This window comes from Mycobacterium pinniadriaticum, from assembly GCF_026242045.1.
GTDB lineage: Bacteria > Actinomycetota > Actinomycetes > Mycobacteriales > Mycobacteriaceae > Mycobacterium > Mycobacterium pinniadriaticum.
The window spans coordinates 17,809-29,237 of sequence record NZ_JAPJDO010000035.1; the positions used below are offsets into that span (position 1 = coordinate 17,809).

Genomic DNA, 11,429 nt, shown 5'->3' on the forward strand with positions numbered 1-11,429 from the left:
CGCGGGAGGATCAGCTATCCGGCGCCGCCGCCGTCACTGGAGTTGCTCGCGCTCCGACCGCTGCGGCCACGCGAGGCTTTGCTGCTGGCGCCCGACGTGGTTGGCGAACCGCCGCGTGCGGATGTGATGGCGGCGTTGGCGGTCGCGGAGTTTCCGCTTTGACTGCTGTTTCCGCCGGTCTGTTGCTGACCGGGAGCGCCTGGGTGCCCGGCCCTACCGAGGAATCCGCCCGTGCCGCCGGGTTGGCCGTCAGATGCCCCAGCCCCGCCATTTCCTCCGTTGCCGAAGAGCAGGCCGCCACCTTGGCCGTTTTCGCCGGGGCCGCCGTCAGCACCGTTGCAGATCAGCCCGCAGCGATTCGCGGTGACCACGGTTGCCAACGCGATCGGGGTGACATCGTGTGTGGTGCCGATGAGCGCCGCCGTCGAACCCTGTGCGCACGTCTGATCCACCACGATCATGCAACCTGTGGCCGGACGGCGCCGGACTCAGTGGTGCTGTCACCGAAGCCAACCGGACCGCCGGAGCTTTCGGTGCCTATGATGGCCGATTCAGCCGGCGCCACCCATATCGCGGCGGCTCCAACCAGCGCCACTCCCGCTGCTCCAACACCGGGGAAACGGAAATTCGCCAACGGTCGACCCATCCTCACACCCGCTTCTATGCCGTGGCACGGCATCTCATGACGTCTGCGCGGGGTGAGCTGACCGCCATCACATACTGACCTGCCGGGCAGGTAATGACTTGGGACCGATTCCGCTCGCGACGTCGTGGCCGTCCCAGAAGCCGGGCCGATGTGCAGGCCTGGGATACTGGCAATCGTGACGACACCGCCGGAGACGGGTGTACCGCCCAAGGAGCCGAAACCCCGGCTGCTCCAGGACGGTCGCGACATGTTCTGGTCGCTGGCTCCGCTGCTGCTCGCGTGCATCGTGCTGGCCGGGCTGCTGGGGATGTGCTCGGTGGGCACCAGCGGTCCGCGGGAGGGCACGGTCCCGGAATATGACGCTGCCGCCGCGCTCAAGGCCGACGCCGAGACGCTGGGCATTCCGATCCGGCTGCCGCAGCTGCCCGCCGGCTGGCAGGCCAACTCCGGCGGCCGAGGCGGGATCGATGGCGGCCGCACCGACCCGAACGGGCAACGCCAGCGCGCCGTCACTTCGACCGTCGGCTACATCACCCCGTCCAGGATGTATGTGAGCCTGACTCAGAGCAACGCCGATGAGCAGGCGCTGGTCGGCTCGATCCACCCGTCGATGTATCCCACCGGCACCCAGGACGTCGACGGCGTGAAGTGGATCGTCTACGAGGGTGGCGAGGGCACCGAACCGGTGTGGACCACCCGGCTGGAGAGCTCGGCCGGGCCCGCACAGGTGGCCGTCACCGGCGCGGGAAGCAGCGCCGACTTCCGTGCCCTCGCCGCTGGCACCCAGACCCAACAACCGCTGCCGCCGCGCCGATAGGAGACCTCGATGCCGGGATCCGAAGCACCCGAAGCCGACCTCACGGGATGGGTGTGCGAGCCGTTCACGGCGGCCGGCTTCACCCATGACGTGTACCGCAAGGGCGAGGGGCCCGGCGTGGTCCTGATCCCGGAGATGCCCGGGGTGCATCCCGGGGTGCTGGCGTTGGGCAACTATCTGGTGGACAACGGCTTCACCGTCGCGATCCCGTCGCTGTACGGCACGCCGGGGGCGCCCGCGATGACCCCCGGTGCGATGGTCACCCTGGCGCGCGGGTGTGTGGCCAAGGAGTTCGCGGCGTTCGCGACCAACAAGGAGCGGCCGGTGTCGCACTACCTGCGAGCGCTGGCGCGCGACCTGAAAGACAAGACCGGTGCCAAAGGTGTCGGGGTGATCGGGCAGTGCTTCTCCGGCGGCTTCGCGCTGGCGGCCGCCGTCGACGACAGCGTGCTCGCCCCGGTGCTCAGCCAGCCGTCGGTGCCGATCGCACTGACCGCCAAGCAGAAGCGCGACCCCGGGTTGTCCGAGGGGGAGATGAAGGTCATCGAGAAGCGGGCCGCCGAAGACGGGCTGTGTGCGTTGGGCCTGCGGTTCAGCGGCGACCCGATGGCGCCGGCGCAGCGGTTCAAGACGCTCAAGGATCGGCTCGGGGATGCCTTCGAGGTCATCGAGCTCGATTCCTCGAAGGGCAACCCCGACGGATTCGGCCGGATGGCCCATTCGGTGCTGACGCTGGAGGTGCGCGAGGTCGAGAACCAGCCGGCCTATGAAGCGCGCAAGCGGGTTGTCCAGTTCCTCAAAGACCGGCTGAGCCCGGAATAAATCGCGGTGGGCCGCGCTTGTCGCGTGGGTGAGCTATCCCGTGCGCGTCGCCGTCCAGATCCAGCCCGCTGACACACCCGACTACGCCACCTGGCGGCAGGCTGTCCTGCATGCCGAGGAAATCGGGGTGGACGTCATCTTCGGCTACGACCACTTCCACGCACCAATGATCGAGACCATCGTCGACGCCAAGCCGGTGCTGGCCGATGTTCAGCCGGATGTGAACAATTTCGAGGGCTGGACCGCGTTGGCGTCGTGGGGCGAGATCACCACCCGCGCCCAGATCGGTCTGCTGGTCGCCGGCATCGGATACCGCAATCCGGACCTGCTCGCGGACATGGCGCGCACCGTCGACCACATCAGTGGTGGCCGGGCCATTTTGGGCGTCGGCGCTGGCTGGTATGAAAAGGATTACACCACTTATGGTTTCGACTTCGGAACGGTGAAGTCACGCGCGGATCTGTTCGATGAGGGCTTGCTGCGCATCGAGCGCCGATTCGAGATGCTGCGGCCGGCGCCGCTGCGGAAGATCCCGATTCTCATCGGGGGTTCCGGTCCAAAGCGGACCCTGCCGGCCGTGGCGCGCCATGCCGATATCTGGCACACCTTCCTGCCGATCGACTCCTACCGCGAGGCCAGCGCCCGTGTCGGGGAACTGGCTGCCGGGTTCGGCCGGGCGGACTCCGATATCGAGCGGTCGACATTATGGACCGACCCACAGTCCGCGGACGCTTACCTGGCCGCCGGGGCCACGCTGTTCCACACCGAGATTCGGGCCGTGGATGGCAAATACGACCTGAGCTTTGTCGACAAACTAGTGGCCTGGCGGGACGCGAAGACGTCCTAGGAGGCCATGCGCCTATTCTCGCTCGACGGTGCGCAACCCCTGGGCAGCTGTCCACCATTCGATGACCAGCAGCGTGGCGGCATCGTTGAGATGGGTGAGCACGACCTCGGTGATATCGGCACGGAAGAGGTCGCCGTCGGGGCCGTCGGTGATCGAACCGTCGTCGAAGGTCACCTCGATGCCGGAGATCCGTGGCGGCCCATCGGCGCGCAGCGTGGTGATGGTCTTGTGCTTGTGCGCGTCGAACAGCGCCTGCACCCGCCATGGTGATGGTCGTCATCTCCTGGTACCGCCAGGTCGACTAATCCTCGGCGGGCTCGCCGTCTGCGGCGACCGCGGTAGTCTGCGCCTCCTGCTTGATTCGCCGCCGGAACAACCGGCGGCGAGTCTCGGGCGGTTCGGCCGACGTCATCTCCACTCCCCGGTACACAGCTAGATACACCGAGATGGTCGTGACGATGACGATCATGAGCACCGGGCCCAGCACGATTCCCCAGAAGCCGAACATCGCGATCCCGGAGAACACCGCCAGCAGCATCAGCGCCGGGTCCAGCCGGGCCTCGCGCGGCACCAGGATGGGTCGCAGGATGTTGTCGATGTTGGTGACGGCGATGATGTGGAACAGCACCACGAACAGTCCACCGGGGATATTGCCGAAGAACATCATCCCGATGCCGAACGGGATGGTAAGGACGCCGCTGCCCAGCGGGATGATCGACAGTGCGGTCAGGATGATGCAGAAGATGAAGAACCCGTCGTGAAAGCCGCCGATGTAGATCGAGACCGCACCCGAGATGCCTTGGACCAGAGCGATGATGAACTGTCCCGTGACGGTTCCCCGCACCATGGCGCCCATCTTGGTCAGGTAGAGATCGGTGACCTCTTCGCCGAGTGGGTTCAACCGTCGGATCAACAGCAGTACCTGCTGTTGGTTGGTGAGCAGCGAGACGAAGACGTAGATGAAGATGATCGCCGAGGTGATCGCGCCGATCACCCCGCCGGCGGCACCTCGAAGTGAGCGCAGCAGCCATTGGCCGACGTCTTGGGCGACGTTGACCATCGTGGTCCGCAGTGAATCGGCGCTGACGGTGAAGTGGCCGAACGGCAGTTTGGCCAGGAGTTCGTTGACCATCCCCAGTGCCTTGTCGCCGAGCGTGGACAGGTCCGCGGTCTGCGTCCACTCGGAGACATTGGCCAACATGTGCGAAACCTGAAGTACCGCAATAGTTATCAATCCGCTGAGCGGGATGATGACGGTAGCCAGGGCGGCCAGCACCGTCAGCGTCGCCGACAGCCCGGTCCCGAACCTTCGCCGGCACCGGTTGTACAGGGGGGTGAAGAGATAGGCGACGATGGCCGCGATCACCACCAGGATGAAATAGTGCCGCAGAAAGTAGGCGCCGAGCGCCACGGCGACGACGGTGAGGATCGCCAGCGCGCGCTTTTGGGTCGGGGTGAACTCGGTGTTCACCGAAGTCACTGATTCATCAGCCGGGTCAGGTGTTCGGCGATGTTGGGGTAACGCTTCAGATGTGCACCGCCGTTGAGGTCGAGGATCTCGCCGGTGAGCCATGATGACTGCGGAGAACACAGGAACGCCACCGCGTCGGCGATGTCTTGCGGCGTGCCCGGACGGCCCAGCGCGGTGTTCTCGACGTACTCGTCGACGACACCGGGCACCATCGCCGCCCCCTCCGTCAGCGGGGTGTGCACGAAGCCCGGCGCGACGGCGTTGACCCGGATGCCGTGTGGGCCCAACTCCAGCGCGGCCACCTGGGTCAGCATCGACAATCCGGCCTTGGCCGCGCAGTATGCGCTCATCCCGATCGCCGGCTGGCGGGCGTTCAGGGATGTCAGGGACACCAATGCGCCGCCGTCACCGAGATGTCGGCCGGCGTGCTTGATCACCAGGAATGCCCCGTTGAGGCAGACGTCGACGACCGAGCGGAACTGCTCGGCGTCGAGTTCGGTGATGAGGCCGAAACCGCTGAACCCGGCGCAGTTCACCACCACGTGCAGCCCACCTTCGCGAGCCACCACATCATCGAAAAGCGCTGCCACCGTGGCCTCGTCGGTGACCTCCACCGCGGCCCAGGTATGCGGGTCGCCCAGCTCGGCGGCGCGCTCGCGGGCCAACTCGGTGTTGCGATCGGCGATCGTGACCCGCGCGCCTTGCGCCGCAAGCGTCTGGGCCGTCGCCCAGCCGATGCCCGAGGCGCCCCCGACGATCACCGCCACCTGATCGCTCATGACACCCTCCCGTCGTTCTCCGGAGCACCCCACTTGCGCCGCACCGCCTCCCACGGATTGCCGTAGCCGGGCGGCTGGCCGTGATACGGGGACTGGCGCTTGAGGTACTCGCGGGCCAGCGGTGCGATAACCCGGAACAGGTAGCGCTTCCAGCCGACCCTGTTCGCCGTCTCGGCCAGCATGTCCGGCCAGGAATAGTGCTGGTGTTTGAGGAGCTGCTGGGCGGTCGCCGAATCCATCCAGTCGGTGGCGAACCAGCCGCCGTCGTCGTTCGGGTCGCCTTTGCGCCCGGCGGGCAGCGCCCCCACCAGACCCATCGCCGCGGCGGTGGACTGCCCGATATCGCCCTGCCGCAGCCGGTGGCTGTCGTCACCGCCGATCAACAGAGTCTGGCCCAGCGCGTCCGCGGTGGTGGCCGCGGCGAAGGCGGATGCCACATCGCGAACGTCGACGGTCTGCAGCCGCCCGTCGGTGGGCAGCACGCCTTCGAAGAAGATCAAGTTGGGATCCATACCCAGGTTGGGTTGGGTGGTCAGCACCCCGCCCAACCGCAGGATCACCCAGTCCAGCGTCGAGGCCCGCACGATCCCCTCGGCCTCAACCTTGTGCTTGCCGTAATTGTCGTATGGATTGACCGGTGTCTGTGCGGTGAGCACGTCGGTGACCCGGTGCGGGTTGCGCGGCCCGTAGACGGCGATGCTCGACGCCTGCACCAGCCGGGGCGGCTTAGGTTGGGCCTCAGCTGCTTTCACCAGGTTTGCGGTTGCTCCCACATTGACCTTGTAGGCCAGCCCGGGCTTGGCGTAGCACAGCGGGGGGATCACCGCGGCCAGGTGGATGACCGCGGTGGGGGAGACATCGGTCAGTAGCGCCTCGACGGCGGTCGGGTCGGTCAGATCGGTCCACCGCACCTCCACACCGGACGGTAGTTCTTCGGCGGCCTTCCGGGTCGCCGAGGTGTCCAGGTCGGTGGCGATCACATGACGGCCAGCGGCCGCCAAATGCCTGACCGTGGCGCTTCCCACCAACCCGAATGCGCCGGTTACCAGCACAGCGTCGGACATCGAGTTCCTTCCTCAGCGTGTCGAGAACGCGTTCCAGTCAAGCACGGGTGGGGTGCTTGACCTACCGCTTCACGCAGCGGAAGCCGATGTGGCTCATGCCGGTGTCGATCATCTGCGGCCGGCGGGCGGCGGGGCGGTACCGCTGGCAGTAGCTGTCCGCGCACAGGAACGAGCCGCCCTTGATGACCCTGCGGGGGACTTTGAACTGCGGTTGCGCGGGGTCGTAGCTCCCGGCCTCGCAGCAGGAGTCGCCCGCGCGCGTGTCGGAGTACCAGTCAGATGTCCACTCCCAGACGTTGCCGGCCATGTCGAACAGCCCGTACGAGTTGGGCGGGAAGGTGCCGGCAGGAGTGGTGCGCCCGTAACCCGGGTCGGGGCGCCAGGGAAACTCGCCGTGCCAGAAGTTGGCGAACCGCTCGCCGGGGCCTTCGGGTTGGTCGCCCCATGTATACGCCGCCTGGTCGAGCCCGCCGCGCGCCGCGGTCTCCCATTCGGCTTCGGTGGGCAACGCCAGCCCCACCCACGCCGCGTACGCCTCGGCATCCTCGTAGGCGACGTGGATGACGGGATGGTCGGCCCGCTTGGCGATTGACGAGCCGGGGCCCAGTGGATGTCGCCACGATGCGCCCGGAGTCCACGTCCACCACTGGCTGAGGTGCCGCAGGTCGACAGGCCCGCTGGTGCGGCGAAAAACCATCGACCCAGGTTGCAGGTTGGCGGCGGGCGCATCGGGATAATCCGCGGGGTTCAGCGGCCGCTCGGCTACCGTGAGATAGCCGGTGGCTGAGACGAATTCGGCGAAGTCAGCATTAGTGACCTGACGGGCCTGAATCGAGAAGCCGTCAACTGTGACCGCCCGGGCCGGAGCTTCCTCGGGGTAGTGCCGGTCAGATCCCAGCACAGCGGTCTGTGCCGGTATCCAGACCAGGTCCTGCTCGACGTCTGCTGTCACACGAAAACGGTAGTCCAGTCCGACTTCATGCTGACAACCGTCCAGTCGTACTTCTTCGCGTACTCCAGCGACTGCTCGGCGCCTGCCGTGTAGTCGAACTCGCGTTCCGCGTCGTCGTGTAAGACCAACAAGCGCAGCGCGGGACCGCCATGGGCTCCGGTGTAGCACAGCATCGGTACGTCGCCGTTGCTGTTCCCGGCCGCCAATATCGGCCGGCGGCCGATGCGGTTCCAGATCCGGATCGGCTTCTCCGGGCCGTCGTCGAACACATCGATGGTGTCGCCGATCAGCACATGGCCACCACCGTCGGACTCGCTGTAGGACATGCCCACCGAGCTGCCGATGACCCGCTCGGGAGGTACCCCGTAGCTGGGACCGGTGATGGGACGCATGAAATCGCGTCCACCGCCGGAGGCGATGTAGTTGGTGAATCGGTTGGCCTCCAGGTACTTCAGCAGCTCGACCATCGGCGCGTAGGTGCACTGCAGGTAGGGCCGCCCGAGCGTCGGGTGGGTGGCCTCGGCGAAGAACGCGTTCACGCGGGCGGCGTGGTCTTCGACACTCATGTTTGCGTGCGCGGCGCCGATGCTTCCGACGAGCTCTTTCAGGCGCGAGTCGTCGCCCTGGTAGTGCATCGTGACGGCATCGCCGATCCAGGCCAGGTCGCCGGACAGAGCAGCCTTGTACGGTTGCTTGTCCGCCAGCGACGGGTCCACCTTGGCCTGCTCGGCGAAGCGGCGGACCAGGAAGTCCAGCTGAATGTAGGCCGGTTTCTCACACCACAGCGTGCCGTCGTTGTCGAACACCGCGACGCGATCGTCCGGTGCGACGTAGTCCGGCCCACCCTCGGCGGTGACCCGACCCACGAAGTCGACGATCGCCGACTTCGTGGGGCCGTCGGTCCAGAAGCCCAAGGCCAAGTCAGCCACCCATCGTCTGCAGGAAGTCGTTGAGTTTCTCCACCGCGTTGGTGATCGTGAACGACGCCGGCTCGCGCCGCGGCGGGAACTCCTTGAAGGTCTCCAGGAACTGGAGCACCACCGCATTGGCCATGAACGCGATGTAGTCGTGATCCAGGAACCAATCCCAGTAGGTGTTCGAGGTGATGTCGGCTCGTTCGAAGGGATCGGTGCGCAGATTGAAGATCTTCGGTGCCCGCAGCGGGGTGAACGGTTCGAACCAGATCTGCAGCGTGCCTTCGCAGCGTTGCTCCATGAACACGACCTTCCAGTTGTCGATCCGGATGCCGAGCACGTCGCAGTCGTCGGAGAAATAGATCATCCCGCGCCGCGGGCTCTTGTCGACTTCGCCGGTCAGGTAGGGCAGCAGGTTATAGCCGTCGATGTGTACGTGGTAGGTCTTGTCGTCGATGGTGTGACCCTGCTTGAGCTTGTCCACGATGTCGGGCACACCCGCGGCCGCCACGATCGTCGGCAGCCAGTCGTGATGCTGGATGATGTCGTTGGACACCACGCCTGCCGGTATCCGGCCGGGCCAGCGCACCATCTCCGGCACCCGGAACGCACCCTCCCAGTTGCTGTTCTTCTCGTTGCGGAACGGGGTGGTGGCGCCGTCGGGCCAGGTGTTGGCGTGCGGCCCGTTGTCGGTGGAGTAGACGACGATGGTGTCCTCGGCGATGCCGAGTTCATCCAGGCAGTCCAGCAGCAGGCCGACGTGCTTGTCGTGATCGACCATCGTGTCGTGGTACGGCGACTGCCAGCGCCCGGCCTGTCCCAGGCTTTCCGGTTTGGTGTGGGTCCGGAAGTGCATGTGGGTGGTGTTCATCCACACGAAGAACGGGGTGTCGGCCTCGTGCTGGCGCTTGATGAAGTCGATGCAGGCCGCCGTTGTCTCGTCGTCGACGGTCTCCATGCGCTTCTTGGTCAGCGGCCCGGTGTCTTCGACGCGCTGCCTGCCCAGCGGGCCGAAGCGCTCGTCCACCTCGTCGGAGGCCTCCTCGGTGGCCCAGGACTTGATCACGCCGCGGGGCAGGAGGCTCTTGCGCAGCCGGGGCGCCTCTTCCTCGGTCGGGTAGTCGGGGTGTTCGGGTTCTTCCTCGGCGTTGAGGTGATACAGGTTGCCGAAGAACTCGTCGAAGCCATGAGCGGTGGGCAGGTACTTGTTGAGGTCGCCGAGGTGGTTCTTGCCGAACTGGCCGGTGGCGTAGCCCAGCGGCTTGAGCAGGGTGGCGATCGTCGGGTCGTCGGGGGACATGCCGACGTCGACGCCGGGCATGCCCACCTTGCTCAACCCGGTGCGGTAGACACTCTGGCCGGTGATGAACGACGAGCGGCCGGCCGTGCAACTCTGCTCGCCGTAGGAGTCGGTGAACCGCATCCCTTCGGCGGCGATGCGGTCGATGTTGGGCGTGCGATAGCCCATCAGGCCGTCGCTGTAGCAGCTGAGGTTGGTGATCCCGATGTCGTCACCCCAGATGACAAGAATGTTGGGTTTTTTGTCAGGCATGGTGACCCCTTGTCATGGATTGAATACGTCGTCAACCCACCGTAAGCGACAATCCCCTGGATGGGGAGTGTGGTCGCCTGTGGAAATTGTTCGACTGCAACAGATTCGCGCTGTGCGGTTTTCGTATCCCTACCAGTTCGGGGGCTGGCGGGCGACATGGGGGTTCGCGGCCATCAACGCATCGGCCACCGACAGCAGCAGAGGTTCACTCCCGGGTGGTCCGAGGAGTTGCATGCCGATCGGCAGACCGTCGGAAGTGAAACCCGCAGGCACGCTCACCGCTTCGTTCCTGGACAACGCCGATGCGCAGTGTCTGGAGATGCTGGCTGCGCACCTGTCGGTCACCGGCCACCAGCGCTTTCTTCAGCAATGTCTGGACGCGTGCTATGCGACCGCCGGTCGTGGCGTTTCGGCCTCGACACCGCCGCTCACCCGGCGGGAACGGGAGGTGTTGGCCTATCTGCGTACGCCGATGACCTCCGCCCAGATCGCTGAGCGTTGTTTCAGGTCGTGCAGGCTTCGTACTGCGCGATCAGGTGACGCTCGTCGGGAATCGGCACGTACACCAACGGGTCATGCCTGGTGCATCCGCCGACGGTGACCACGACCGGGCCGCGGGCGAATCCGCGACCGCCGATGTGGCCCGACAGCTGGTCGCTGGCGCTGTAGAGCACCGGCGCCGGCAGTGTCGCGACGACCGGTAGATGTGCGCGCGCCAGCTGTAGCGCGACCGCGACATCGTGTGACCCGATTGTCTTCTCGGAGAACCACACCGGAGCGGTAACGGGACCGTTGATTCGCAGCCGGTCGATGTGGGGAATCGACTGATCGGCGTTGAGGCGGTCGAAGACGCCCAGTTCGGCAGCCGTGGGCAGTCGCCGCGACGTCTTGATCTCCGCGGGTTGCTCCTTGCCGGCGTCGACGGTCCAGTCCAGCCCCGCCAGGTGTGGGAATCGACCCGACAGGGTGCGCACGGCGGTGATGACGCCGGTGTAGTCGCTCGGATCGCCCAGCTCGAGGACCGCGAGATTGGACTGGCCGCCTTGCTGCACGGTCAGCTGTCTACCGGGATGGGTGATGGTGGATCGGATAGTGACTGTGGCGCTGGGGAATTCGTGCCGAAGCGTGGCCCAGTCACGCGCCTGCGCGACGATCTGGTCGGTGTTGGTGATCGCCAGCGTCCCGCTGTCGACGGCGAACAGATTCCAGCCGCGTCGCAGGTCCAGTTCCATCCGGTATCCGGTGTACTTGCCGCCGCCGAGATCGCGCAGATATCGTGCGGTTATCGCGGCGGCCTGATCGGCGGTCAGACCGTCGGAAACGTCGACATAGAGCCGGAAGTACACCAGACCCTGGGCCTGACTGTCCGCGAAATCGGCGGTGGCCGCGACCACGCCGGGAAACTGCCGCACCCGGGCAGCGAGCGCTTGCGCATCGGCGCTGCGGTCCGGCACGCCGGGCGCGCAACCCGTCAGCGCGGTGAGTGCGATCAACGCCCCCAGGGCAGCTGTTGCGCGGCGGATCAGCACGGCAACAGAGTGTACGGGGCGCAAGCCTGGCAATCC

The 11,429-nt window shown here is 66.2% G+C and carries 13 protein-coding genes; 3 read left to right on the forward strand and 10 right to left on the reverse strand.

Annotated elements, in window-relative coordinates; all coding sequences use genetic code 11:
* Positions 1 to 14: 14 nt before the first annotated feature.
* The gene (locus tag ORI27_RS26325) at positions 15 to 461 is read right to left on the reverse strand and encodes a hypothetical protein (RefSeq protein WP_266074027.1); all 447 of its coding nucleotides are present in this window, start codon (positions 459 to 461) and stop codon (positions 15 to 17) included.
* Between the two features lie 360 nt (positions 462 to 821).
* Here ORI27_RS26325 and ORI27_RS26330 point away from each other — a divergent pair, with 360 nt between their 5' ends.
* Genes ORI27_RS26330 through ORI27_RS26340 form a run of 3 tightly spaced genes read left to right on the forward strand, consistent with a single transcriptional unit; the run spans position 822 to position 3,132 of the window.
* Positions 822 to 1,463 carry a DUF4245 domain-containing protein gene (locus ORI27_RS26330; RefSeq protein ID WP_266000046.1) on the forward strand — a complete coding sequence of 214 codons (642 nt, stop codon included), beginning with the start codon at positions 822 to 824 and terminating at the stop codon, positions 1,461 to 1,463.
* Positions 1,464 to 1,472: 9 nt separating this feature from the next.
* Complete coding sequence (locus ORI27_RS26335) at positions 1,473 to 2,285, forward strand: dienelactone hydrolase family protein (protein WP_266000047.1); 813 nt, start codon at positions 1,473 to 1,475, stop codon at positions 2,283 to 2,285.
* A gap of 28 nt (positions 2,286 to 2,313) precedes the next feature.
* Positions 2,314 to 3,132 carry an LLM class F420-dependent oxidoreductase gene (locus ORI27_RS26340; protein WP_266000048.1) on the forward strand — a complete coding sequence of 273 codons (819 nt, stop codon included), beginning with the start codon at positions 2,314 to 2,316 and terminating at the stop codon, positions 3,130 to 3,132.
* A gap of 12 nt (positions 3,133 to 3,144) precedes the next feature.
* On the opposite strand, the gene ORI27_RS26345 is transcribed toward ORI27_RS26340, so the two are convergent.
* The 9 genes from ORI27_RS26345 to ORI27_RS26385 all read right to left on the reverse strand — a co-directional run bounded on the left by ORI27_RS26345 (position 3,145) and on the right by ORI27_RS26385 (position 11,393).
* Positions 3,145 to 3,390 carry a hypothetical protein gene (locus ORI27_RS26345; RefSeq protein ID WP_266000049.1) on the reverse strand — a complete coding sequence of 82 codons (246 nt, stop codon included), beginning with the start codon at positions 3,388 to 3,390 and terminating at the stop codon, positions 3,145 to 3,147.
* Positions 3,391 to 3,433: 43 nt separating this feature from the next.
* Positions 3,434 to 4,603, reverse strand: a complete 1,170-nt coding sequence (locus ORI27_RS26350; RefSeq protein ID WP_266000092.1) for an AI-2E family transporter — start codon at positions 4,601 to 4,603, stop codon at positions 3,434 to 3,436.
* 5 nt (positions 4,604 to 4,608) lie between these two features.
* Positions 4,609 to 5,382: an SDR family NAD(P)-dependent oxidoreductase gene (locus ORI27_RS26355; RefSeq protein ID WP_266000050.1), complete on the reverse strand. Its 774-nt coding sequence runs from the start codon at positions 5,380 to 5,382 to the stop codon at positions 4,609 to 4,611.
* Positions 5,379 to 6,446, reverse strand: a complete 1,068-nt coding sequence (locus ORI27_RS26360) for an NAD-dependent epimerase/dehydratase family protein (RefSeq protein ID WP_266000051.1) — start codon at positions 6,444 to 6,446, stop codon at positions 5,379 to 5,381. Before ORI27_RS26360 ends, ORI27_RS26355 begins: the two co-directional genes overlap by 4 nt.
* Positions 6,447 to 6,507: 61 nt before the next feature.
* Positions 6,508 to 7,398: a formylglycine-generating enzyme family protein gene (locus ORI27_RS26365; protein WP_266000052.1), complete on the reverse strand. Its 891-nt coding sequence runs from the start codon at positions 7,396 to 7,398 to the stop codon at positions 6,508 to 6,510.
* Complete coding sequence (locus ORI27_RS26370; protein ID WP_266000054.1) at positions 7,395 to 8,327, reverse strand: HAD family hydrolase; 933 nt, start codon at positions 8,325 to 8,327, stop codon at positions 7,395 to 7,397. The genes ORI27_RS26365 and ORI27_RS26370 overlap by 4 nt, the downstream gene beginning before the upstream one ends.
* On the reverse strand, positions 8,320 to 9,864 hold the full coding sequence (locus ORI27_RS26375) for an arylsulfatase (RefSeq protein ID WP_266000056.1): 1,545 nt from the start codon (positions 9,862 to 9,864) through the stop codon (positions 8,320 to 8,322). Before ORI27_RS26375 ends, ORI27_RS26370 begins: the two co-directional genes overlap by 8 nt.
* Positions 9,865 to 9,993: 129 nt before the next feature.
* Positions 9,994 to 10,209 carry an amidase family protein gene (locus ORI27_RS26380; protein WP_266000058.1) on the reverse strand — a complete coding sequence of 72 codons (216 nt, stop codon included), beginning with the start codon at positions 10,207 to 10,209 and terminating at the stop codon, positions 9,994 to 9,996.
* 158 nt (positions 10,210 to 10,367) lie between these two features.
* A complete protein-coding gene (locus tag ORI27_RS26385) occupies positions 10,368 to 11,393 on the reverse strand; it encodes a hypothetical protein (RefSeq protein ID WP_266000060.1) in 1,026 nt (341 codons plus the stop codon).
* Between the last annotated feature and the right edge of the window lie 36 nt (positions 11,394 to 11,429).

Bases quoted from the DNA above. Each gene is read 5' to 3' on its own strand.
- ORI27_RS26325 (WP_266074027.1), bottom strand. From the start codon at position 461: ATGATCGTGGTGGATCAGACGTGCGCACAGGGTTCGACGGCGGCGCTC.
- ORI27_RS26355 (WP_266000050.1), bottom strand. From the start codon at position 5,382: ATGAGCGATCAGGTGGCGGTGATCGTCGGGGGCGCCTCGGGCATCGGC.
- ORI27_RS26335 (WP_266000047.1), top strand. From the start codon at position 1,473: ATGCCGGGATCCGAAGCACCCGAAGCCGACCTCACGGGATGGGTGTGC.
- ORI27_RS26360 (WP_266000051.1), bottom strand. From the start codon at position 6,446: ATGTCCGACGCTGTGCTGGTAACCGGCGCATTCGGGTTGGTGGGAAGC.
- ORI27_RS26375 (WP_266000056.1), bottom strand. From the start codon at position 9,864: ATGCCTGACAAAAAACCCAACATTCTTGTCATCTGGGGTGACGACATC.